Source organism: Pseudarthrobacter sp. Pseusp20 (assembly GCF_059492155.1).
Genome location: NZ_CP168521.1, coordinates 330,409 through 353,818, shown reverse-complemented (window position 1 = coordinate 353,818; position 23,410 = coordinate 330,409). Strand labels below are relative to the sequence as shown.

The 23,410-nt window shown below is 64.0% G+C and carries 22 protein-coding genes; 11 read left to right on the top strand and 11 right to left on the bottom strand.

Annotated features, from left to right (window positions below; genetic code table 11):
* Position 1: 1 nt before the first annotated feature.
* Positions 2-1,564, bottom strand: coding sequence for a glycoside hydrolase family 32 protein (locus ACEN9K_RS01730; protein ID WP_495635084.1), 1,563 nt, complete (start codon positions 1,562-1,564; stop codon positions 2-4).
* Positions 1,565-1,841: 277 nt separating this feature from the next.
* Between ACEN9K_RS01730 and ACEN9K_RS01725 the strand changes: the two genes are divergently transcribed.
* The 5 genes from ACEN9K_RS01725 (at position 1,842) to ACEN9K_RS01705 (ending at position 7,602) form a co-directional block, all read left to right on the top strand.
* Positions 1,842-3,278, top strand: coding sequence for a family 43 glycosylhydrolase (locus ACEN9K_RS01725; RefSeq protein WP_495635083.1), 1,437 nt, complete (start codon positions 1,842-1,844; stop codon positions 3,276-3,278).
* Positions 3,279-3,344: 66 nt separating this feature from the next.
* Positions 3,345-4,679 carry an ABC transporter substrate-binding protein gene (locus tag ACEN9K_RS01720; protein ID WP_018770335.1) on the top strand — a complete coding sequence of 445 codons (1,335 nt, stop codon included), beginning with the start codon at positions 3,345-3,347 and terminating at the stop codon, positions 4,677-4,679.
* Between the two features lie 24 nt (positions 4,680-4,703).
* On the top strand, positions 4,704-5,585 hold the full coding sequence (locus tag ACEN9K_RS01715) for a carbohydrate ABC transporter permease (protein ID WP_056388621.1): 882 nt from the start codon (positions 4,704-4,706) through the stop codon (positions 5,583-5,585).
* Positions 5,582-6,487, top strand: coding sequence for a carbohydrate ABC transporter permease (locus ACEN9K_RS01710; protein ID WP_018770337.1), 906 nt, complete (start codon positions 5,582-5,584; stop codon positions 6,485-6,487). The genes ACEN9K_RS01715 and ACEN9K_RS01710 overlap by 4 nt, the downstream gene beginning before the upstream one ends.
* Positions 6,488-6,528: 41 nt before the next feature.
* Positions 6,529-7,602: a LacI family DNA-binding transcriptional regulator gene (locus ACEN9K_RS01705; protein ID WP_208324262.1), complete on the top strand. Its 1,074-nt coding sequence runs from the start codon at positions 6,529-6,531 to the stop codon at positions 7,600-7,602.
* Between the two features lie 27 nt (positions 7,603-7,629).
* Here the strand turns inward: ACEN9K_RS01705 and ACEN9K_RS01700 are convergent, their stop codons facing one another.
* From ACEN9K_RS01700 to uriH, 3 genes are read right to left on the bottom strand one after another with little or no spacing between them, the layout of a single operon-like run.
* Positions 7,630-8,592: a ribokinase gene (locus ACEN9K_RS01700; protein WP_018770339.1), complete on the bottom strand. Its 963-nt coding sequence runs from the start codon at positions 8,590-8,592 to the stop codon at positions 7,630-7,632.
* Positions 8,589-10,004, bottom strand: coding sequence for a uridine transporter UriT (uriT, locus tag ACEN9K_RS01695; RefSeq protein ID WP_495635667.1), 1,416 nt, complete (start codon positions 10,002-10,004; stop codon positions 8,589-8,591). Before uriT ends, ACEN9K_RS01700 begins: the two co-directional genes overlap by 4 nt.
* A 12-nt stretch (positions 10,005-10,016) precedes the next feature.
* Positions 10,017-11,081: a uridine-preferring nucleoside hydrolase UriH gene (uriH, locus tag ACEN9K_RS01690; protein ID WP_134164791.1), complete on the bottom strand. Its 1,065-nt coding sequence runs from the start codon at positions 11,079-11,081 to the stop codon at positions 10,017-10,019.
* A 217-nt stretch (positions 11,082-11,298) separates the two neighbouring features.
* Here uriH and ACEN9K_RS01685 point away from each other — a divergent pair, with 217 nt between their 5' ends.
* Together ACEN9K_RS01685 and ACEN9K_RS01680 are read left to right on the top strand one after the other, a co-directional pair.
* Complete coding sequence (locus ACEN9K_RS01685; RefSeq protein ID WP_186447859.1) at positions 11,299-12,288, top strand: LacI family DNA-binding transcriptional regulator; 990 nt, start codon at positions 11,299-11,301, stop codon at positions 12,286-12,288.
* A gap of 45 nt (positions 12,289-12,333) precedes the next feature.
* Positions 12,334-13,440, top strand: a complete 1,107-nt coding sequence (locus ACEN9K_RS01680; RefSeq protein ID WP_495635082.1) for a GTP pyrophosphokinase — start codon at positions 12,334-12,336, stop codon at positions 13,438-13,440.
* 310 nt (positions 13,441-13,750) lie between these two features.
* Here the strand turns inward: ACEN9K_RS01680 and ACEN9K_RS01675 are convergent, their stop codons facing one another.
* Complete coding sequence (locus ACEN9K_RS01675) at positions 13,751-14,092, bottom strand: YegP family protein (RefSeq protein ID WP_488315313.1); 342 nt, start codon at positions 14,090-14,092, stop codon at positions 13,751-13,753.
* Positions 14,093-14,402: 310 nt separating this feature from the next.
* On the opposite strand from ACEN9K_RS01675, the gene ACEN9K_RS01670 reads away from it, so the two are divergent.
* Positions 14,403-14,618 (top strand): AsnC family protein, encoded by a 216-nt coding sequence (locus tag ACEN9K_RS01670; RefSeq protein WP_495635081.1) that lies wholly within the window; start codon positions 14,403-14,405, stop codon positions 14,616-14,618.
* 566 nt (positions 14,619-15,184) lie between these two features.
* Here ACEN9K_RS01670 and ACEN9K_RS01665 read toward each other — a convergent pair.
* Positions 15,185-16,378 carry a PD-(D/E)XK nuclease family protein gene (locus ACEN9K_RS01665; RefSeq protein ID WP_495635080.1) on the bottom strand — a complete coding sequence of 398 codons (1,194 nt, stop codon included), beginning with the start codon at positions 16,376-16,378 and terminating at the stop codon, positions 15,185-15,187.
* Between the two features lie 334 nt (positions 16,379-16,712).
* Between ACEN9K_RS01665 and ACEN9K_RS01660 the strand changes: the two genes are divergently transcribed.
* Entirely contained in the window at positions 16,713-17,312 is a 600-nt protein-coding gene (locus tag ACEN9K_RS01660; protein WP_495635079.1) for a recombinase family protein, read from the top strand.
* A 245-nt stretch (positions 17,313-17,557) separates the two neighbouring features.
* Here ACEN9K_RS01660 and ACEN9K_RS01655 read toward each other — a convergent pair whose 3' ends face one another.
* Both ACEN9K_RS01655 and ACEN9K_RS01650 read right to left on the bottom strand, forming a co-directional pair.
* The gene (locus tag ACEN9K_RS01655; RefSeq protein WP_495635078.1) at positions 17,558-17,920 is read right to left on the bottom strand and encodes a HEPN domain-containing protein; all 363 of its coding nucleotides are present in this window, start codon (positions 17,918-17,920) and stop codon (positions 17,558-17,560) included.
* A 32-nt stretch (positions 17,921-17,952) separates the two neighbouring features.
* Positions 17,953-18,888, bottom strand: a complete 936-nt coding sequence (locus tag ACEN9K_RS01650) for an ApeA N-terminal domain 1-containing protein (protein ID WP_495635077.1) — start codon at positions 18,886-18,888, stop codon at positions 17,953-17,955.
* A 359-nt stretch (positions 18,889-19,247) separates the two neighbouring features.
* Between ACEN9K_RS01650 and ACEN9K_RS01645 the strand changes: the two genes are divergently transcribed.
* The gene (locus tag ACEN9K_RS01645) at positions 19,248-20,006 is read left to right on the top strand and encodes a DUF5677 domain-containing protein (protein ID WP_495635076.1); all 759 of its coding nucleotides are present in this window, start codon (positions 19,248-19,250) and stop codon (positions 20,004-20,006) included.
* 196 nt (positions 20,007-20,202) lie between these two features.
* Here the strand turns inward: ACEN9K_RS01645 and ACEN9K_RS01640 are convergent, their stop codons facing one another.
* Complete coding sequence (locus tag ACEN9K_RS01640) at positions 20,203-21,126, bottom strand: LysR family transcriptional regulator (protein WP_495635075.1); 924 nt, start codon at positions 21,124-21,126, stop codon at positions 20,203-20,205.
* A gap of 97 nt (positions 21,127-21,223) precedes the next feature.
* Here ACEN9K_RS01640 and ACEN9K_RS01635 point away from each other — a divergent pair, with 97 nt between their 5' ends.
* Positions 21,224-21,565 carry a CBU_0592 family membrane protein gene (locus ACEN9K_RS01635; RefSeq protein WP_461841999.1) on the top strand — a complete coding sequence of 114 codons (342 nt, stop codon included), beginning with the start codon at positions 21,224-21,226 and terminating at the stop codon, positions 21,563-21,565.
* 56 nt (positions 21,566-21,621) lie between these two features.
* Here the strand turns inward: ACEN9K_RS01635 and ACEN9K_RS01630 are convergent, their stop codons facing one another.
* The gene (locus ACEN9K_RS01630) at positions 21,622-21,885 is read right to left on the bottom strand and encodes a hypothetical protein (RefSeq protein WP_495635074.1); all 264 of its coding nucleotides are present in this window, start codon (positions 21,883-21,885) and stop codon (positions 21,622-21,624) included.
* Positions 21,886-22,002: 117 nt separating this feature from the next.
* On the bottom strand, positions 22,003-23,340 hold the full coding sequence (locus tag ACEN9K_RS01625) for an MFS transporter (protein WP_461841898.1): 1,338 nt from the start codon (positions 23,338-23,340) through the stop codon (positions 22,003-22,005).
* Between the last annotated feature and the right edge of the window lie 70 nt (positions 23,341-23,410).

Genomic DNA, 23,410 nt, shown 5'->3' with positions numbered 1-23,410 from the left:
TTCACGCGGGGGCCGCCAGTTCCCGGATGGTGATGCCGGAAAAGATGGCCCGGCCGCCGTCGGTGTACAGCGAGATGCCGGTATCGCCGTCCGCAAAGTGCACCTGCTGCGACAGCACAGTGTGGCCGGCGTTAACGAACACTTCCACGCTCTGGGTATCCACCAGGACGCGCAGGTGGACGGACTTGGCGTTGGGGTCGATGGGCGCCGCCGCCCGTGTGTAGGGCACCAGCGAGTAGCCGGGGAGGTCCGAGGGCGCCCGGTCAACGTACAGTTCGGCCCCATACTTGCCGATGTTCGTGTGGCGGGTCCCGTCCGCCGAGCGGCCAACGGAGACCCCCACATTCGTGGCCGCCTCCCATGAGATGTCGAGCTCCAGCTCGTAGGCGCGGCCGTTCCAGGGCAGGACGGCACTCCCCTCCACGGTCCGGTCCGGGAGCCCGGTGGTGGCCGTGGCATAGCCGGCGAGCGCCCTGACGGGGCTGCTCAGCAGGCTGTACCAGCCCCCTGCCTGGCGCTCCAGGCGCAGTTCGCGCACCACCGAGTTCTGTCCGTTGTACCCGTCCGTGGCATCGGTGGGGACATCCCGGGCGGCGTACTTCCAGTTGTTCATCCAGGCAACGGCGTAGCGGCGCGTCTCCGGTGCTTCGGCCGCAGGCCAGGTCACCGCCGCGTACCAGTCCCAGCCCCAGTCCAGCCATTGCGGATTGTCCACGTCGTCGGCAAGGAACTGGTTACCGTCCCAGGTTCCCGTCCAGTAGGCGTAGGTCATGGGCAGCCCGATGCTGTACGCATCCATGCTGGCGCCAAGCACCCAATGCCAGGTCCCGTCGTCGGCCTTCATCTGGAACAGGTCCGGGCACTCGATGCCGCCCAGCGCGTGGTTGGGGTAGTCGAAGTTGCGCTTCAGCTGCCAGTCCCGCAGGTTCACCGACGTGTAGAAGGCAGCGTAGCGCGCCCGGCCGATCACGCACACCCACTCCCCGCGGGCCGCGTCCCAGTGGATCTTCGGGTCGCGGAACCATTCCGCATTTTCAATTTCCGCCTGGGTAACGGCCGTACGCCCGTCGGTGTTGGCAATGACCGGTTCGGGCAGGGAGGTGAAGGTGTAGCCGCCGTCCGTTGACCAGTAGAGGTACTGCTCCTGGTATTTGCGGATGCCGCCCGTGGGCTGCGTTGCCAGCACAACGACGGCACCGGTTCCGAAGCCTGCGGTATTGCCCGTATCCACCACTGCGGAGCCGGACCAGACAGGAAAGTCCGGCTGCAGCGGAAGGGCAACCCCGTGGTGCGTGAAGGCCACACCGTCCGCGGTGGTGGCGTGGTCCCAGCCGCCGGGGCCGTTGTTCTGCGCGGAACGCAGGTAGTAGAGGTGGTAGGTGCCGTCCAGGTGAACCGGACGCTGCGGGTCGCAGAGCCAGCCCGACGGCGGAGTCATGTGGTAGGCGGTCCGCAGTGAGGTTTGGGCGCGCGTGGGGACGGTGAGTCCGTTGCCCAGGAACAGGGCGAGCGCGCCTGCTCCTGAACCTTGCAGGACGTGGCGGCGGGACAGGGCGTGGGTCATCGTTGACTTCCTCTCATGGCCGGCGTCATCGCCGGGGCGCTCGACGGCGCCGGGACCCTCGTCAGCCCAGGACCCACCGCCGTGCTTAAGCGCTTTAGCAGGAGAGGGTAATGTCCATCCACTCGACTGGTCAAGCGTTTCAGCAAAATGGCCCCCGTCACAATGCGGCCGAAAACGACCGGGGAAAGTATTTTTGCTAAAACGCTTGATCAAGTGGCGCATTCCAGGCTACCTTCGTGGTGATCAAACGCTTTAGCAGAAATGGACATCACCGCTGATGAGCTATCCCGTCTTCTTCCAGCCCGCCGATGCCTGGGTTGGAGACCTTATCCCCTTCCAGAAGGACGGCGAGTTCTGGCTGTTCTACCTTCACGAAGTCCGGGCCGAACCCAAGCCGGGCACCGCCTGGAACCTGGTGACCACCAAGGACCTCACCCAGTTCCAGGACCACGGGGTGGCCCTCCCCCACGGAACAACGGAGGAGCCGGACTTCAACTGCTACACCGGCAGCATCGTGGCCGACGGGTCCGGGGTGCACCACCTGTTCTACACCGGACAGAACCCCGCCAACCTCGGCACCGACGGGCTGCCCCTGCAGCTGGTCATGCACGCCACCAGCACGGACGGCATGGACACCTGGACCAAGCACCCCGGGCTCACCTTCGGGGCACCCACCGGGTATGAATCCGCTGACTGGCGCGACCCCTTCGTCTTCCGCGACGAAGCCGCCGGCCTGTGGCGGATGCTGCTCGCCGCCCGCCACTCCGACGGGCCCGAGCGGCGCCGCGGCGTCATCGCCCAGTGCGTCTCCACCGACCTGATGGCCTGGACGCACACGGACCCGTTCTGGGACCCCCGCCGCTACATCACCCACGAGTGCCCCGACGTCTTTGAATGGAACGGCTGGTGGTACATGGTCTACTCGGAATTCTCCGAAACCTTCACCACCAGGTACCGCATGGCCAAGAGCCCCACCGGCCCGTGGACCGTCCCCGCCCTGGACAGCGTGGACGGCCGCGCCTTCTACGCCTCCAAGACGGCAGAGCGGGACGGCCGGCGGTTCTTCTTCGGCTGGATTGCCAGCAAGGAAGGGAATTCCGACGACGGCGCCTGGCAGTGGGCGGGCACCATGGCGGTCTTGGAGGCGCGGCAGAACCCGGACGGGACTTTGGCGTTCGGGTTCACCGACGAGCTGGTGGACAGCTTCTGGGACGACGTGCCGCTGGAGCTTGAATCCGGGCTGCCCCTCCGGCTGGACGTGCCGGACGGCTACGGCGCCGCCGTCGCCACCAGCAACCTGCCCGCCCAGTTCCATGCCAGGGCGGTGTTCGATATCCAGGCCGGAACCACCGAATGCGGAATGCTGCTCCGCTCCAGCCCGGACGGTGACCGCTCCTACGTCCTCCGCCTCGAACCGAAGCGCGGGCGCCTGGTGTTCGACCGCTGGCCCCGGACCATCACCGGCGACGCCCAGTGGCACGTGTCCGGCGATGTTCCCTTCGCCATCGAACTCGAACGCCCCTGCAACCTTCCACCCGGCCGGCACACGCTGGAAGTGGTGGTGGACGGGGACCTCTGCGTCGCCGTCGTGGACCGCCAGGTGGCGCTCAGCACCCGGATCTACGACCTTCCCGCCGGCGCAATCGGCGTGTTCGCCGGCGAAGGATGCGTTACCGTCACCGACCTCGAAGTACGCAAGCGCACCGACAACTGAATACCAATCCTCCGTTCCACCCGACCCGTTCCACATGATCCACTCCAATCAAGGGAGATTGCCGCAATGAAGAACCTGTTCCGCGCTGCCGCCGTCGCAGCAGTCACCGCCCTGGCCCTGACCGGCTGCGGGGGCGGAAGCTCCACCAGTTCCACCAACGTCGCCCCCACCGGCGAGATCAAGCCCCGCGAAATTTCGTGGCTGCTGTCCCGCCCGGCTGACGGCGCGGTCATCAACATCATGAAGAAGCTGGCCGACGACTACGGCAAGGACCACCCGGGCTTCAAGCTGAACCTGATCACCACCCCGGACCGGCCCTCCTACATCCAGAAACTCGAAACCCTGGCGGCGGCCAACAAGCTGCCCGAACTGTTCGACACCGACGCCACTCCGTTCGCGCAGCAGCTGGCAAAGCAGGGCAAGATGCTGGACGCCGAGAAGCTGCTGAAGACACTGGACATCTACGACAAATACCGCCCCGGGGCCCTGGACTACCAGCGGTTCGACGACGGATCCCTGTACATGATCCCGTTCCAGTACGAGCTGGAATACATCTGGTACAACAAGGCGCTGCTGGCAAAGGCCGGGGTGGCCGTGCCCAAGTCCCTGGACGACATTCCCGCCATGTGCACCGCCCTCCGCGGCGCCGGCATCACGCCGATTGCCATCGACGGCCAGGACCAGTGGCCGCTGGAACGCTACGCCGCCTACCAGCCCTTCCGGGCAGCCGGACCGGAGTTCGTCCAGAAACTGAAGAAGGGCGAGGCCAAGTTCACCGACCCCGCAGGACAGAAGACCGTCAACTGGCTGGCGGAACTGGGCAAGGCCAAGTGCTTCCAGGACGGGTTCTCCGCGCAGGGCTATTCAGACGCGCAGAACCAGTTCACCTCCGGCCAGGCCGCCATGTACAACATCGGCACCTGGGAATTGCCCAGCCTCGCCACGGACAAGCTCAACCCTGCCGTGCGCGACGACATCGACTTCTTCACCCTGCCCACCACAGCCGGCTCGGTGACGGCGGCCAACGAGTTCGTGTCCCCGTCGGGCATCGGCATGGCGGTCAACGCCAAGACCTACGATCCGCTGGTGAGCGACTTCCTTAAGTTCGCCCTCCAGAAGTACCCCGCTGAATACGCCGCCACCGGGGCACTCTCCCCCACCACCGACGTCGAAACCGCCATTCCTGCCAACGCCACGCCGCTGTACCGGAAGGCGCTGGACCAGGCCAAGGACCTGGGCGCCAAGCAGGCCATGCCCTGGGACACCCAGCTGGACCCCACCACCAACGGGCGGCTGCAGCAGGAGCTCGTCCTGCTGGTGCAGGGCGAAATCACGCCCCAGCAGTTCACGGAGACCATGGACAGCACCATCGCCCAGAACGCCCCCAAGTTCTTCAAGTAAAGGCCAGCCATGCTCCCCAACAGGATGCTTCCCAACAGATCGAGGACCTCAGTCCTGGTCTTCCTGCTCCCGCCGCTGCTGCTGTACGGCGCGGCCGTCCTCTTCCCCATCCTCCAGTCCCTGTTCCTGAGCTTCTTCTCCTGGAACGGCATCAGCGACATGGAATTCGTGGGACTGGAGAACTACCTCCGCATGTTCACCGCGGACGACATCTTCTGGCGGGCGTTCCTGAACGCCCTCCTCTACCTGGCCATCTGCCTGGTCCTGCAGCTGGGCGGCGCCCTGGTGGTGGCCAGCCTCCTCACCTCCCTCCGCCGCGGACGGGAGCTCATCAAGACCCTGTACCTGCTGCCTGCCGTGATCTCCACCGTGGCCATCGCCTTCCTCTTCGTGCGGATCTACTCGCTGGAGCCGGTAGGCCTGCTCAACCAGCTCCTGCACTGGATCGGGCTGGGCAGCCTGGAACGGCCCTGGCTCTCGGACGTCAATACCGTCCTGGCGGCGGTGTCCGCGCCGGAAGGCTGGCGCTTCACCGGGCTGTACATGCTCATCATCTACGCGGCGCTGCTGGCGGTGCCCAAGGAGCTGGAGGAAGCCGCGGTCCTTGACGGCGCCTCCCGGTGGACCCTGTTCACCAGGATCCGTTTCCCGTACATCCGCCCGGTGTGGATCACCACCACGATCATGGCCACCACCTACGGGCTGCGCGGCTTCGACATCCCCTACCTGATGACCAACGGCGGTCCGGGCCAGTCCTCGGAACTGCTCACCACCTACATGTACAAGACCGCGTTCACCAGCACGGACTTCGGCTACGCCAGCACCATCTCGGTGTTCATCGTGGTGGAGTGCCTCGTGGCCGTCGGCCTCATCCTGTTCCTGCTCAAGCGGAAGGCAGACGCATGATCACCCAGGCAGCCCCGCCCACCCGGCCCGCCGCCGTCGTCCCGCCCACGCCGGCCGCACCACGCCGCAGGCGCCGGCCGGACCTGTTCCGGACCCTGTCCCGCGTGCTGATCATGCTGATCGTGATCGTGCAGGTCTACCCGCTCGCGTGGCTGTTCCTCACCAGCCTCCGCACCGAACACGACTTCGCCACCGGCGACCCCTTCGCCCTGCCCGGCGCCCTGACGTGGGACAACTACGCCAGGGCATTCGAAACAGGCGACCTGGGCCGGAACATCCTCAACAGCTTCGTGGTGACCATGGGCGCCAACATCCTCATCGTCCTGCTGGGCATGATGGCCGCCTACGCCATCCAGGTGCTGGGCTTCCGGCTCAGCAAACTGGTCCGCGGGCTGTTCCTGATCGGCATCATCGTGCCGGTCCAGATCGCCCTGGTCCCCCTGTTCATCGACTACTCCACGGTGAACCTGCTGGACACGTACCAGTCAATGATCATCCCGCTGGCCGGGTTTTCCCTGCCCATGTCCGTGTACCTGTTCTGCTCGTTCTACGAGTACATCCCCAAGGAAACCTATGAGGCAGCCTCCCTGGACGGCGCAGGGCCCTACCGGATCTTCGGGCTGATCACCCTGCCGCTGTCCCTGAACACCGTGGTCACGGTGGTGCTGGTCAACAGCATCTTCATCTGGAACGACTTCATCTTCGCCAACACGTTCGTCCTGTCCGAGGAGCTGAAGACCATTCCGCTGGGCCTGCAGAACTACATCGGCGCCATGGGCAAGGTGGACTGGACGGCAACCTTCGCCGCCGTGTGCGTCACCATTACGCCGCTGCTGCTGGTGTTCCTGGTGCTCAACAAGGCCATGATCCAGGGCCTCGAAAGCGGGGCGACCAAGGGATGACCGCCACGGCAGGCAGATATACTCCAGACGGAGGCCAGAAGATGTCAACGGAGAACAAGCCAGGCGGGCCGGCGCCCACCGCCCAACCGCCGCGGATGCCAGAACGCGCCCATCCGGTGACCCTCCGCGAAGTGGCCGAAGCCGCCGGAGTCTCCACGGCCACCGTCTCCCTGGTGGTCAACAAGAAGAAGAGCGCCAGGATCGCCGAGGAGACCCGGCAACGCGTCAAGGACGCCATCCGCACCCTCGGGTACCGGCCCAACGCCATGGCCAAGACGCTGGTCAGCGGGACTTCGAAGTTCATCGGGCTCGTGGCCGACGGCGTGGCCACCACCCCCTTCGCGGGCCAGATCATCCACGGCGCCCAGGACGAGGCATGGAAGCACGGGTACGCCCTGCTCATCGCCAACACCGAGGGCAACGGCGAACTGGAACAGGACGCCATCAAGATGATGCTCGAGTACAAGGTGCGCGGCATCCTGTACTCCACCTGGTTCCACCGGCAGACCGAGATACCGGAGCCGCTGCGCGAAGCCGAGTTCGTCCTGGTCAACTGCTTCTCCGACGAGCCCGGCACCCGCGCCGTGGTTCCGGACGAGGTCCAGGGCGGCCGCTCCGCCACCGAAATCCTGCTCCGGAACGGCCACCGCCGCATCGCCTTCATCAACGCCACCATTCCCGCTCCGGCCAAGGACGGACGCCTGGCCGGCTACCGCGAAGCCCTCGAGGATGCCGGGGTGGCGTTCGATCCCGGGCTGGTGATGGAGGCTTATCCGGACCAGGAGGGCGGCTACGGCGCAACCGCGGAACTCCTCACGCGCGACGTGACGGCGGTGTACTGCTACAACGACCGGATGGCCATGGGCCTGTACGACGGCCTGCGGGAGCGGGGCCTGTCCATCCCGGACGACATGGCGGTGGTGGGCTTCGACAACCAGGAGGTCATCGCCGCCCACCTTCGCCCGCCGCTGTCCACCGTGTCCCTGCCGCACTATGAGCTGGGCGCGGCCGGTGTGCGGACCCTCCTGGGCATCGACGCCGCCACTGACGGGGCCGCCAAGATCCACTGCCCGCCAGTGGAGCGGGCCTCGGTCCGGGCCCAGGCGCGGGCCTAGCCTCACCGGCCGGCCCCGCCGGCGGCGTCAGGACGCGCGGAGGCGGCGTTCGACGTCGGCCGTGTCCGGGTACGCTGCCTGGGTCCCTTTGCGGGTGGTTGCCAGGGCCGCGGCAACGGAGGCGAAGGCGGCGGCATCGGCGAGTGCATCCCCCGCCGCAAGCCGCACGGCAACTGCTCCCGTGAACGCGTCCCCGGCACCGGTGGTGTCCACCGCGTGCACCTGGGTGGGTTGAACGGACGTCACGCGGGAGCCGGGAGACGCCAGCGAGTCCAGCACCACGGAGCCCTGCGAACCGAGCGTCACCAATACCTGCTGGATGCCCCGGGCGGCAAACCGCTCCCGCGCCGCTTCCCACTCGTCGGCTGGCGCGCCGGCACCCGGCACGGAAACACCAAGGAACAGCGCGGCCTCGTGGGCGTTGACCAGCAATACGTCAGCCAATCCGGCCAGGGCTGACGGAATCTCCGCGTAAGGCGAGAGGTTCAGCAGGACCGTTGCGCCGGCGTCGTGCCCTGCCCGGGCTGCGGCCAGCACCGTGTCCATGCCGACCTCAAGGCAGAGGCTCACCACGGCGGCCTCCTCCAGCACGTCCCCGGCGTCCGCGACGTCGGCCGGGGACAGAGTGCCGTTGGCCCCGGCGGAGATGATGATGTTGTTCTCGCCACGGGCGTCCACGGCGATGACCGCGACGCCGGTGGGCTCAGTGGAGGTCCGCACGTGCCCCACATCCACGCCGGCCCCTGCCACCGAGGCTTCGAGCATGGCTCCGTTGGCGTCCTTTCCCACGGCACCCACCAGGCTGACGTGGCCGCCCAGTCGGCCGGCGGCCACCGCCTGGTTGGCGCTCTTGCCGCCCGGGTTCACGGCAAATCCGTTGCCCTGGACGGTTTCGCCCGGCTGCGGCAGGCGTTCGCAGTAGATGGTGAGGTCGGCGTTGAGGGAGCCGACGACGACGATCCGGCCCGTGCTGCCGGCCGCGGTACTCATTCAGTCACCTCAGCCTCAACCGGCTTGGGGATCAGCAGGGACGCGGCGAAGGCGGCGACGGTCAGTGCCAAGCCGACGACCACGACGGTGAGGTAGGAGGCCTTCGCGTCGCCAAGTGCCGACGTCGCCACCAGCACGGCCGGCAGGATCAAGAAGCTGAGGCCTGCGCCCAGGTTGAACGCGCCCGCGTTCATGCCGGGCAGGAAGCCGGGGTTTCCGGCGGGCGAGAGGACAACACCGAGTCCGTTGAGCATGATGTTGACCGTACCGGCGTACATGATGCCCAGCAAGACCGTGCCGGCGATCATCAGGGGCAGGCTGTCCAGGCCCAGGAAGGCAATCAGCGCCAGGGCCGCGATGCTGCCCAGGAGGCCGATCCGGAGCACCTTGGTGTAGCCAAGGACCGGAGCCAGTTTTCCGCTGATCGGGCCCACCAGCCAGCCCAGCAGGGCGTACGGGGTGAGGATGATCAGCGACATTTCGGTGGGGCCTACGCCGAACCCGGGGTTGGCGGCCTGGACGTAGGCGGGAACGATGCCGTTGATGACGGCGAAGATGCCGGTCATGGTCAGCGTGGTGGTGAGCAGCGGAGCCCAGGTGGAGCGCTGGCGCAGGTGCACGGTTTCCACCATGGGCTGCGCGGCGCGCTGTTCGGTGCGCCAGAAGGCGAAGAACGCGACGGCGGACACCAGTACCAGCGCCAGGCTCAGCATCAGCGTTGTGGCGGAGAAGCCGCCCACCAGCTTGGAGGCCTCGTTCAGTGCGGTCAGCAGGGCGCCGACGGCCACCACGATGAAGAACACGCCCAGCCAGTCCATCCGGGTGCCGGCGGCAGGCTTGCTTTCCGCCGCGAGGACCATGATCAGGGCGGTGGCGGCGGCGGCCAGCACCACCATGAGCCAGAAGATGCTGCGGAAGCCGAAGTGCTCCGCGAAGTAGCCGCCCACGAAGGAGTCCACGCCGGCCACGCCGCCGTTGACCGCGGTGATGAGACCCATCAGGGTGCCGTATTTCCGCGGGTTGCTGACCGCAGAACGCAGCATGATCAGGCACAGCGGCACGGTGGGGCCGCTGACGCCCTGGATGATGCGGCCCACGAAGAGCCACGTGACGTCCGGGGCGAGGGCCGCGATGACGGACCCCACGGCCATGAGCACCATCATGCCCACCAGGACCTTCTTGCGGCCCACGATGTCGCTGAGCCGGGGCAGGAACAGGGAGAAGAGGGCGGCGGCGGTGAAGAACCAGGTCTGGGAGAGGCCGATGACGGCCTGGTCGGTGTTGAGCTCCTCGCCCATGGTGACCAGGGCGGGGCTGAGCATGGAGGCGTTGAGCTGGAAGGCCACGCAGGCTGCCAGCAGGGCGGTCATGAGGGCGGCGATGTTGCCGCGGCCGGTCTTGGTTTCGGTCATCGTGGCAGTCACTTACTTGATCCCTCCGGCGGTGAGGGAGGCACTGGCGTGGCGTTCGACGTCGGACGCGTTGCCTTTGGTGATTGGCTCGCCGATGCGTTCCAGCGCGTCGGTGACCAGGTCCCAGAAGCGCGCGTGGTCCAGGTCCACGGCCACGCTGGTGTGGCAGTCGGCGGGGGCGGGGGCGCGGAAGTCCGCCACGGTCATACCGAGCGTGAGGGCGCCCTGCAGTTCGATGTTGACCGGCACCTTGCGGGTGCTGACGATGCTGGGGTCGATCACGTAGGCCACGGCGCACGGATCATGGACCGGCGGGTGATCGAAGCCCTGCGCGTCCTTGTAGGTGTGGGCGAAGAAGTCCATCAGCTCGGTGACGAATTTGGCCGGGGTGGTGCCGATGGCGGCGATCTTTTCCACGACCTCGGGGGTGGCGAGCGCCTGGTGGGTGAGGTCAAGACCCACCATCACCACCGGCCATTGTTCATTGAAGACGATGTGGGCGGCCTCGGGGTCGATGATGATGTTGAACTCCGCCACGGCGCTCCAGTTGCCCACGTGGTAGCCGCCGCCCATGAGGACCACTTCCCGGACGCGTTCCACGATGCGCGGTTCCTTGCGGGCGGCCATGGCGATGTTGGTCAGGCCGGCAGTGGGGACCAGGGTGACGGTGCCGGGCTCGTGCGCCATGACAGTGTCGATGATGAGGTCGACGGCGTGGCGCGGGTCCAGTTCGATGGTGGACTCCGGGAGGGCGGGGCCATCCATGCCGGACTCGCCATGGATGTCCGGCGCGGTTTCGATGCTGCGGACCAGGGGCCGCGGGCAGCCGGCGGCGAAGGGGACGCCGGTGATCCCGGCGATGGTGCCGACGGCCAGGGCGTTGCGGGTGACCTTTTCAAGGGTCTGGTTGCCCACCACCGTGGTGACGGCCAGCAGTTCGATGTTCGGGCTGCCGTGCGCCAGCAGCAGGGCCACGGCGTCATCATGGCCGGGGTCGCAGTCCAGGATGATCTTCCGGGGCTTTGGGTGGCTGTCTACGGGCCGGGGATCTAGTTCCACGATGGTTCTCCACGTCATTGGGGCCTGCCGGTGAGGCAGGGATTCAGTATTCCGGGAGTGATCATGGCAGGCTTTTGCGGCTCACGTCAAACGCTTAACGTTGGGGAGGTGTTTGTGCACGTCAAACGCTTGATGCGTTGCTGCCCCTGGTGTTCCCTGCGGCGGATAGGATCGAAGTATGGATTCCGGGGAACAGGTGCAGCAGCGGGCGCGGCCCCGGCGGGTGACGGCAGCCATGGTGGCGGCGCGGGCCGGCGTCTCCGTGGCCACGGTGTCATTGGTGGCCAACGGCAAGACGGCGGGCCGGGTGTCCGAAGACAACATTTCCCGGGTGCGGGAGGCCATCGCCGAGCTGGGTTACGTGGTGGACGGCATCGGGAGCTCGCTGGCCAAGGGCGTCAGTTCAATCGTGATCCTGGTGGCGCCGGACATCTCCAACCCGTTCTTCGCCAAGGTGATCGGCGGGGTGCGGGAATCCCTGGGGCCCAACTACCAGCTGCTGCTTTCGGTCACCGATTCGGGCGAATTCCCCAAGGCCGACGACGTCCGGAAGCTGATGTCCCTGCGGCCGGCAGGGCTCCTGGTTGACGCACCGAACGCGGACTTCCTGGCCGATCTGTCCGTGGCCGGGCCCCTGGTCCTGCTGGACGCACCCGGCCTGGAATCGGTTGCTCCCGCGGTCAATCTGGACGTCGCGCAGGGCGCCCGGGAGTTGGCCGCCCACCTCGCCGGGGCCGGGCACCGGCGCGTGGCCTACCTGGACAGCGTGACCGGAACCGAAACTTTTGCCATCCGCCGCGAGGCGTTCCTGGCCGAAGCGGCCGCCCGGGGCATGGCGGTGGATCCGCAGCATATCCCTGCCACCACCATCGACGTTGGCGAGGCCGCGGCGGCCTTTGCCGCAGCGTGGCCGGACTGGCAGCGCCAGGGGGTGACCGCCGTCGTCTGCGCCACGGACACCCACGCCTACGGTGTGCTGCAGGAAGCCCGGGTGGAAGGGGTCCGGATTCCGGAGGAGTTGGCGGTTGCCGGCTTCGACGACCTGCCGTACTCCGCTACCAGCAGCCCGGGCCTGACCAGCGTGCACCTGCCCGCGGCGCTGCTGGGCCTGAAGGCCGGGGAGCAGCTCCGCCGCCTGATGGAAGGCCGGCCGCTGGAGCAGGAGGAACTCATCCTGGAGAGCTCCCTGGTGGTGCGCGGGTCCACGTCGGCCGCCGAAACGTAGGGGGCCCAAAGGCTTCCTGTCGGACCCCCGCCGTAAGCTGGGACCATGCCGAGTAACTGGGAAAGCCTGGACGAGCCGCTGCGTGAGTCGGTGCAGCACAACGTGGAGATTTATGAGCGCGTCCGGCCTGCCCTGAAGCTGGTTACCCGGGACGTTTTGCTGGTTTTGCGGGACATGCTGAAGGACAGCGAGGTCACGCCGCTGTTTGTCACCGGCCGCACCAAGACTGTGGAATCGTTCAAGGAGAAGATCTCCCGCACGGAGGAGCCGCTGGAGCCCGGCGGCAGGCGGCTCCTGAAGTTCCCGGACCCCTTCCGCACGCTGAATGACATGGTGGGCATCCGGGTGATCACCAAGCTGCCGGCCGAGAACGCCGCCGTGGCCAACATCATCAAGCGCCAACGGCAGCTGTTTGACTGCCGCGGTGACCGCGAAAAGGACATCGGCTCCATCGAGAGCGGCACATACGGGTATTCCAGCCGCCACCTCATCCTGCGCACCATCCAGAACGAGGCCGTCAAGGAATACCAGCAGGTCTTCAACCCGGACCTGCAGCCCAACGGCAGCTACTTCTTCGAGTGCCAGATCCGCACCATCTTCGCCCACGCATGGAGTGAGATCGAGCACGACATCCGGTTCAAGGCCGAGGACCCTCGCGCCTGGACCCCGCACTTCGACCGGCAGTTCACCGCCACCGCGGCCATGCTGGAAACCGTGGAGACGGCCTTCGCCGACCTGCACGAACGGTATGAGGAAGTCCGCAGCTTCTGGGACGTGGAGGGCGAAGGGGCCGCGCCGCTCACGCCCAACCGGATCCGGGACGTGTGGCGCACGCTGCTCCCCCACGTTGACCGCAAGGTGGACGACGACTGGGGCTGGGCCGCCGAACTCCTCGCCGCGCACGGCCTGAACCAGACCATGCAGCTGGCCGGGCTGCTCAGTGCCAACCGCATCACGGAGGTCCGCAAGGCCCTGGACCACCGCTACTCCCCCGGGCCGGACCGGCTCCTGGACGACCTCCTCCTGTGGCAGTACGGCACCAAGCACATCGACCTCACCGCGGAAGGGCCCGACGCCGTCCCGCACCCGCGGCGCGACAGCCTCCTGCGGCGGCTGCGGCAGATCGAACGGTATCGGATGACGAAGAAGTAGGGGTAGGTACCTTGACGGCCCGTTTATATGGATCGAACCCGCGACCTGAACCAGATTCCCTGAACGATGGGAGGTTATTGGGGAGGCACGGCAGCTGATCCGAGAACTCGACCGCACTCCTCTGGTCCACCTGACGCCGCTCTTTGACCAGCACGCCTATGGGGAGCTGAGGATGACCACCCTTGACCTTCTTCGTGTGTTGGGACAAGAGGCCGACGAACGCAGCAGACTCTCATCAGCCTAAGGGCCGATAGTTGATCTTGTGCAAAGCCGCGAGCGAGAGGGGGTGGAGCGACCCCTCCCCCGCCGTTCAGGAAAGGCTGTGGATTGCCCCGGCCCAGCGGGGACCCGAGACGGCCCGGCGGACCGCCCTGGTACGTCCATGGAAGTCGATTTTTGGCATGCGCGGGGAATCGTCAGTTTGACTGCCGGGGTCAGTCCAGGTGGCTGGCGGTGCCGCATTTGTGGTTGTTGTGCTGTGGTCGGTGATCAGTCCCATGCCGGCATATTCGCGCACGGCTGCGATGCCGGCAACGGCGTCGGTCTTGGTATCGAAGGGCTTGGACACTGCCATGACAGTTCCATCGGGTGCTGTGAGCCGGAACCTGAACGCAGATTCGGTGTCGATAAATAGTTCGAACATTCCTGCCATTGCGATCCTTTCGTCTGCGGGATCTTGGGGCGGCATCTTTGCCGCCGGACAGGAGCGGTGGCATCGTTGCCTCCGTTTTCCCTGGTATCCCGCCGTCCAAATTTTCATCAATTCAGCGCGCGTTCCTCGAGTTTCTCGTGGGACCGCTTGCCGGCGCAAGATGTCGCCTGGCATCCAGTAGAAGTGATCACCTGCTCTCGGGTGTCCAGTCCACGCGCACCTTCCTCGGGGAGTTCACGAGACAGCCTCAGCGCTCGGCAGGTCGTCAACAAATGTTGACCCAACCTCTGGCGTCAACTAATGTTGACGCATGGAGGTGGAACGGATGAAGACTCTGGTGGCATCCATGGACGGGAAAGGACCGGCTGAAGCCCTGCAGGCGGTCGCCCAGCTGCAGAAGGAAGTCGGGCGAACAGAAGCGTCCCTGGTCAGGAAGGCCCGGCAGGCCGGCTTTTCCTGGAAAGCCATCGCGCTGTGCCTGGGCGTGAGCAACCAAGCCGTCCACCGTAAATACGGAAGGCGCTAGGTGCTGCCTCCGACTCTGGGCTGCGACCGCCCAGGCAGCAGGCATCCACTCCCCTGCCCAGCTAAGAAAACGTATCTGTCCGATAGCCGGCGTTATGTAAAGCTAAAGCCTGCGTATTGCATCCGATGCATCATTCAAGCCATTAGCTGAGGCTCGACCGCCGAGACGACCCACGACCGCCGGTGACAGCTGCGAACCAAAGTTATCGGCTATCAGTTATGCCAACCTGTCGCCGGCCACCGGGCGGCCTCAGGAGCTCTCCCGCCTCCGCGAGGGCTGTCCCAGCCCTCGCATTCGATGCAGTATGAGTGGCCGTTGCATTCACGTGAAAGCTGAGAGCGATGCCGTACCTTCGAGAGTCGGCCTGTCTCGTTTTGTCCAAGGTGCTGACCCGCACGTGTCCGATGCGTTGACCGACCATGGTTCGCCTCCAAACCGTTGCGTGTGTTTGAGCTTCAGGTCCACTTGACGCACATCAAGGCTGGCGCGCTGACTGCGGGGCGGCCTGGATTCGATTCCCAACGCCGGGTATGGATGGGTTGGATTTCGAAATACCTCAGTCCCCGTCAGCCTCCGGATGCCACCGCCAGCACGGCGTCTCGCAAACGGTGATCGTCCTGAGACAGCCCGTTGATGACCTCATCGAGACTGACGCCTGTCTGCACGATCGGCTCGAAGCCCTGCTGACCCGCGGCCTTAAGCGTCACGAACACTCGCGAGTAGTCAGGGTCGGACACCACCTCTGGCGCCCGCTCGTTTTCCACGACGGCAGTGGGCCCGAACACGAGGAGGATCGTAGGCTGCACATCAGCGCGTCGCATAGCGACGCACCACTCCCATTTTCCGGCGAGCCTCGCCTCGACCTTCGTCACCGGCCCGCTCTCGACCATCTCGTTCACCTGCTCCGTCAGCGTCGTCTCCGCAAAGCTGCGCAGCCCGGCCTTCACAGCGGCTAAGGTCTTGCGGCTGTCCTCCAGCTGCCGCCGCGCATGCTCGGCGATGAGATCGGCGAACTCCTGGGCCGCACGATCCTGCGGCCGGTACCCGTAACGTGCAGACTCCCCGGTCTCGCACATCGCCTTGATGAAGGAAATCTGGTCGTCGAGGTTCACTGCCGTCGGGCCTTCCACGAAGTGGTCAATCATCTGCTGGATGAAGAAAAGCTGCTCACGATGCCCCCGACGCCACGACCGATCGCGATCAACGTGTGCGCGAAGTTCCCCTAAAACCTCGGCATAGGTGACGACGACAGCCTGTTCCCACCCATCTTGCTGGCGGTGGGCCTCACGGCGGTGGCAGAGCAAAACGACTGCGGCCGCTCTCCCGGGCCCAACAGCGTGGGCGAGGTACCGGTGGTAGCCGTGACCGTGCCCATCGGTGGTCGCGTAGTTCTCGACGACGACGGCGGCATCCTCTCGCAAGAGGAGAAGGTCGGCGATGTCCATGCCGACCTGGCCGCCAGCGGCTTCCTCGTCTCCTCTGGTGTCGACTTCCTGGGCCACGCGGTAGCCGGCGGAAGGCAACTGCTGGTCAGCCGGCAGCTCGGCGTTGATTCTCTCGAGGAAGATGCGCTGGAAGGCATCCCCGAGTGCGTGAGTCGCATCGGTGGCAAGCAGCCAGGCGAAGACGTTGGAAAGTTGCTTCTCGTGGGTGCCGTGGTGCATCACCCGGAAGACATTGAACTCCTCGGCCAGGCTCCGGGAGAGCATGGGCACGAGCGCCGTGACAAAGCCACTCATGTCCGTCGGTCGTTGGGCCATAGCCTGATGCTAGATGAATGGTCGGCAAATAGAGCGGCCGGCGCGGAAAGCGCCAGTCCCAAGGAGTCCGGCCAACGGGGGGTCACTTCAGCAACTCGATCCCAAGGTGGTGTAGGCGGCCAGTTCATGCATGGTCAAGCTCCGGTCACATAGCGGCCGACCGGAGCTTCACTTCGGCGCCAAACTGAAAACAGCTGGGATCGTGACAAGACACCCGCTCGACATCGACGTTGGGAGTCGAATCCAAGGTCGCCTCGCAACCAGGGCGGAAGCCTTGACGTGCGTCAAGCGGACCCTGAAACTCAAACACACACCTAAGGGTTTGGAGGCGACCATGTTCGGTCAGCGCATCGGGTACGTGCGGGTCAGCACTCTGGACCAAAACGAGAAACGCCAACTCGAAGGCCAGGTACTGGACAGGGTCTTCACCGACAAAGCCTCCGGAAGGGACACCGCACGGCCGCAACTCACGGAACTGCTGCGGTTTGCCCGCGACGACGACACAGTCATCGTGCACAGCATGGACCGACTGGCGCGCAACCTTGACGATCTGCGCGCACTCGTCCAAGGACTCACCAGCCGCGGCGTACGCGTCGAATTCATAAAGGAGCAGCTCGCCTTCACCGGCGAGGACTCCACCATGGCCAACCTCATGCTCTCCGTTATGGGCGCGTTCGCCGAATTCGAACGCTCACTTATAAGGGAACGGCAGCGGGAAGGCATCGCCCTGGCCCAGCAGCGCGGCGTGTACAAGGGACGAAAGAAGTCTCTGACACCGGAACGGGCGGCCGAACTGGTCCAACGCGCCGGCAGTGGTATCCCGAAAGTAGTCCTGGCCAGGGATTACGGAATCAGCCGAGAAAGGGTGTACCAATACCTCCGCCTCGCTAATGGAGTAAATCCACAGCCACTTCCTCCTACGCAGAGCCTCTAGCCCTGCTACCCCACCCAACACAACGTCCAATATCGGCGGTAGGTCTTGGTTGTCATTAGACGGGAGAATCATGCATCTGATTGCAGATGTGGCGCCTCAAGAAGCTCTGGGGCTTTTCCCGGTTGAGACTCATAACTCCGGCCCTTGGATGTCGAAGGACCGCAACTGGACCCGAGGCAGGACGCCGCGGACCACGGATCTATTTGGCTTATTAACCTGTCCGTTCCGAACTGATCGGGGGTGCGTTATAGGCGGCTGGCTTCGACCAGCGGATAAGCGTGTCGATCTCGTGCCAAGCGGGACTTAATTTCTTCGTGGTCAAGCCCCAGCTCAGCTGCGATCCATGCTCGGAAGAGGAGAGTCCCTTCACGCCAGCAGTTAGCAACCATCGGAATCGGTTGGCTACGTCGGTTCACATGTTTGAGGGAGTTGTACGCGGTGGCCATCGTTTGCGCCCACGTCTTGTTCACGAAGGGAAGAACACCAGACACATCCTGGGCTATGCGAAGCAGTCGTTCCTTATAGCTGAGAGAGTTGGCTTCATCTTCGGTTTTGCCATCGTCGCGCATGGCAATCAAATACCCCAGTGCTTCAAGGCCGATGGCCATTTGGGTCAGTTGTACTTCGATTATCGATTGCTTCAAGTAGATGCTTGATACGGCCGGATCAATCGCACGTGCAAGTCCTCGCGAAGTTTGATCCACTTCGCCATTCCTTCAGGCTTCAACTCGTCCCACCAGATCAAGTGTTCGATCCTTGTGGTTTCCTCCATCGGAGATGGTGTACCGGAGAAAATGGCTTTGCGCCACCATGGATTCTGGGTTGGCTGGCCCTTTCTGTCATGCAGCAGATCGTCGGAGCGGGACGCATATGCAGGTATGACTGTTTCCGCACGCCATCGAGAAATGGCAAGGAGGTCGCGTACGGCTAGCTGAGCACCTTGATGGACGTGCCAAGGTTCGTCTTGTTCCGTTCGGTTTATCAGATAAACCATGTCTCTAATATTCACGGTGTTCGTTTTCCGCGAGAAAAAGTAGTCGGGTTTAAACGTAAGTCCTGAATCGGGGATGTTGATCGAGTCGGGGGACTCCAGCACAACCGTCTGCTTTGTCTTGTTCGTGTCCAGGTCCCTCTCCAAGGAGTCCCGGACACTAGTTGCACCGATCCAGGACCTCAGACCCGAAACCTCGGAGCGAAGGCCTGTAATTTTCGCATAGGCAATGGATGGTGCCCCTATGACTGCCGCACTGGCTTCGATGGTCCCGTATCCAGTATGAAAATTAGAGTGCCAGTTCACTGCGCGACAGCCCAAAAGCGCGATTTGGCCGTGAGAATCTACGAACATAAGTTCCGCTGGTGGGCCAACCGGCTTAGTTTCTTCCGGGCTTATAGGGAACATAAGACCGCCGTCGGTAAACCAACGCCGATACTCGGGGGTTTCTTCATGGTTGAACGTCATCGAGAAGGAGACGCCCTGCTCAGTCCGCATAAGGGTTGCGGTCAAGGACGGCGTATCCGGATCGCCGTCAATGATATTTCCGTAACGCCGATCGCCCACATTCAGTTCGTTTACCATGCTGTCAGTGTCCCCTAAGCGATGTGACGTTTCATCCTCAACATGAGACCGAAGTATACGAATGACTGGGACAGGTTTAGATGGCCCCGGTGGGGCGGTTAATTATGGCCCCGAGCAGGCAAGGATTCTGCTGGGCCAACTGCAGGCGGCCTGCTACGACGTCCAGACAAGGACGCCTGCCCTAAACTGGAGACGACACAGGGCCCCGTTAAAGTGGGGCCCCCTCGTTGAGAGCGAAACTTTAGTGGCCGTTCGTACCGCGTCAACAACAGCCACAGCATCGTGCAGGGGCCGCTCTCAAGCCTGCAAGAACTTTGAGCGCTAACCTCCGCGCGGACTATCAACCTCCGTAACCGAAGGTGCAGACCCTGAAGACAACTGACGCCAACCTTGAGCGGCGAATCCGGAAGCTCATCGATGCCTGGTTTGCGCTGCCCGGAGTCGCAGCAAACCCTCAGGAGACCGATCTTGACGCTTTCCTTAACAGTGTCGGATTGGTTAACGCGGCGGCCGAATGCACACGCAGTTGTTTGGATACGCTGCCAGAAAACCGTATAGCCAGAGGCATTCTGGCACGATCAATCTTTGAGTTTGGCATCACTTGCGTGTGGCTCACGCTGAGGGGAGCTGAGGGCTTCGAAGCCCTTCGCTGGGATGATCAGCGGCAACAGAAGAACACCGCAAAGGAGATGGACGGTCAGGCCGTTTTCGAAGAACTTCGTGAAACGCTGGACCGCATAAAGGCTGAGCCTGAACGTCCCCGCGATCATCTCGCATATGAAGCGCGACGGTTCGACAGAATGATTGCCGCTCTGGACTGTGGCGATACACCTATGTACGTCATCTACCGTATGTACAGCCCGTACAGCCATGGATCACTAGCCGTTTCAAATAGCTACCTGGACAAGGATGACGACGGCGGCATTGGTGTGTACTTCCCGGCTCGTCACCCCGCGCTTAATGATCACTTGGGAACAGCGGTTTCCCCATTGGTGTGGGCGATGAACGCCGTCAACAAGCAACAAAAAGACCAGCCAATGAGCAGTAAGTTAGCGACGCTTCAGACGCTGCTGGGGACCGGCATTGATTTCACGTTGCGGGAGCCTGTGACACCCTAGCTTTACGTAGTCTCCATTATCGGCTCTCTGAAATAGCCGGGGGAGGGGCGCCAAACGGGGTCATTTCCCGCCTTTATTAGCGCGTTCTCCCCAGGCCAGGAGGCTTAGCCCTGGTCCCGCAACCGCCGTTTGCAACGAACGGGACTGCGGAGATCTGGACGCATTTCCAGAGGGGGGTGGGGATAATCGGTGCCTGTCAGGACGCCGACCGCGTATCGAAGGCCGCGGCTGATTCGCGCAGCAGCCGGGCGACGGTATCCACCGGCGTGCTGTTACGCTGGCGGCCGTCAAGCCGTCGCAGAACGATGCGACGCGTCCCCAGGCCGGGGATGTCCAAGATCTCGACGCCGTCATGGACAACGCCGGCCAGCGCCAGGGTGGGCACAATGGCCACTCCCTCGCCGGCAGCGACCAGCGCGAGGGCCGTTAGGGTTTCCTGGTACTGGTGCACTGTCTCAATGTTGGCGCCAGTCGACTGGCGAAGCCTTCCGAGTACCGTGGAGTTTGCGGCTGAGGAGTCCACCCCGAGCCACGGGAGCGGCAGGCGACCAAGGTCCACGTTTTCGGTGCTAAACAGTGCTCCGGAGGGGACTACCAGCTTCCAGGGTTCGTCCAGCAGGGGTTCCTCGATCATGCCGGCGCCGAGTGAAAGCTGTGCGGCCGTGGTCGAATCCAATTCGACCACCACTGCGTCAAGCTGGCGTTGACGCAGCAGCCGCATCAACGCCGGGAAATCGTCCTCGATGATGCGGATCTTTAGCTGGGGGTACTGATTCCGCCATTCGGGGAGACGTGGAATCACCAGTGTCCGAATGAAGCTTGTAAAGCCGCCCACCCTCACCTCGCCGGCCACTTCGGCGCCGCCCTCCATTCGGGCCTGGGCCACGCTGAGCGCGCGTTCGATTTCTTCGCCGGCTTCCGCAATCGCTACGCCTGCGGGGGTCAACGCTGAGCCTTTCGGAGTACGTACCACCAGCGCGTGGCCCGTTTCGCGCTCCAATTTGTTGATCTGCTGGGACACGGCGGATGGCGTCAGGCGCAGCTCGTCGGCAGCTGCGAGGATGCCCCCGGTCCGGGCGACGGCCACAAGCACAAGTAGCCGGCGGGGGTCCAGATCCATGTTAAGCATTCCTAAACGAGGTCTTCAGAAGAATGCAATTGAACTACATCTCTTGGGCCCCGGACAATTGCCAGGTAACGATTACGGAAGGGGCACGATGGAACTGGTTTGGGAAGTTGCCGGTTGGGCTGGCGCCGTCGCGATACTTGGAGCGTACCTCGCCGTGTCTATGGGCTGGCTGAAGACCGGGCGGGCATTCCAGAGTGCGAACCTCGTGGGTGCCTGCGCATTCATCATTAACAGCGCCTTCCATGGAGCTTGGCCTTCCGTTGCCACGAACGTCGCTTGGTTCCTGATTTCCGCTGTCGCACTCTTTCGGATGCGTGCGGACTATGGTGCGGCTTCCGGCGAAGCGCCGCCGGTGCAACTTCCCGGCGTTCCGGACACTACCGGCCAGCTCGCCGTCATTGAGCCGCCGCGGGCGGCATGTTCCGCATAGCCTGCTGATGCCGCACGGCCCGGAATGGTGAACGAACGCTCGAACTAGTCTGGGGCTTACTCCGCCGATACTTCATCTGCTTTTTCGAGGCTCTTGGTGACTTCGTAATGGAAACCGTCTCGGTCCTCCGCTGCCCAGGCCTCGTAGAACTCAGCCTTTTCGAAGAGCCTGCGGTTTTGTGCAGGAGAGCTGACCCAGAGGATTTTCCCGTCGTCAGTAACTGCGTCTACATAGCCGCTGCAAACGCTGGTCCCCTGCTGGCGGATCTCGACACTTGCCCCGGGGAGGATCGTCCAGTCTTTGATGCGTCGCTTGTCCAAAGCTCAGGTTCCTGTTCGTTATTGAGTCGTCATGGATTTCACAATGAGCTTGCCCCGATACCTCGGGGCAAGCTCATACAGAAGAAGGGAAAGCGGCCGGCGTGGAGGCGGTCGTAGCTAGTGTGCGTACCCGGCGGCCGCTTCCGTGAGCGTTTTGCCCTTGGTTTCCGGGGCGAGCCACTGGGACAACGCGGCTCCGGCGAATGCGACCCCGGCTGCGATCAGCATGGTGGGACCTGGTCCAAGGTTCTGCATTGATATCGGAAGCAGGAAGGTGCCGATGCCTGCCCCGACCCGGCTGACGGCAGCCGCGAAGCCTGTTCCGATTCCGCGGATTTCGGTCGGGAGGACCTCACCCGGGTAGACGTTCGTCAACGTGTTGTATCCGGCGTTGAAGAATGAAAAGACCAGGAACAGGATCAGCACGATGATGGCCGGCGCACCGGCCCAGAGCCCAATGATTGCCAGGACAATGGCGCACAACCATTGCGGCGGGACGGTCAGGGCACGTCGGCCAATCTTTTCGATCAGCAGGAACGTGACGATCACGCCTGCAAGGGCGACGGCGGAAAGACCGACTCCGCCTGCGAGGCCGCCCGAGAGTCCGTATTGGTCCAGGACGCTGTCTGCGAATGTGGCGATCGCGAAGTAGGGTGTCACGGCGCAGAACCAGAAGCCCGAGATGAACAGTGTTGACCGCCAGTATTCTTTGGAGAACAGCATCCCGAAGCTGCCCTTGCGGACGTCTTCGTGCTGGACGTCCTCGAGTGCGTCCTCGGGCATGTATTTGGCAGCGAGGGCACGGGCTTCGTCCTTGCGTCCAACGCTCCACAGCCAGCGTGGTGACTCGGGCATTCCGAGCCGGGCGAGGAAGATGGCCACTGCGATGAAGGTGCTCGTGCCGAGGATGAAGTTCCAGCTCAGCTGCGTGTATGTGCTGAGCAGGTGGCCGGTCAGGAATGCGACCATGAAGCCGCCGTACCAGGCAATCCCCATGGCGGCCATCAGGCGTCCGCGCAGGTGGGAGGGTGAGAACTCAGCCATCAGGGGCCAGCCCACGGCATATTCGGTGCCGATCGCGATTCCCATCAGCAGGCGGACCACAACGAGCAATACCGGTGAGTCGACGAAGAACTGCATTCCCGAGGCGATGGCGAAAATTCCGATGTCGAACATGAAGATCGGCTTGCGGCCCCACTTATCGGAGGCCCATCCACCGATAGGTGATCCGATCAGGATGCCGACAAGGGCGGCGGCGGCGATGAGGCCCTGCCACAGGGCCGTTAGGTGCAGGTCCTGGGCCATGGTCCCCGACACCGGACCGATGATGCCCAGGACGTAGCCGTCCAGCACCATTCCGCCGATCAGGACAGTGACCATTCTGATCAGGAACCGTCGTTTGCTGGCCGCTGATGCAACAGCCTTGTGGGCCGTTTGGTTCTTCATGGAAGACATGATCACTCCTGGCGACCTGGGAGGGACAGAGGGGTTCGCCTTGTTCGCTTCTTTGAGAAGTTGGCGTTGG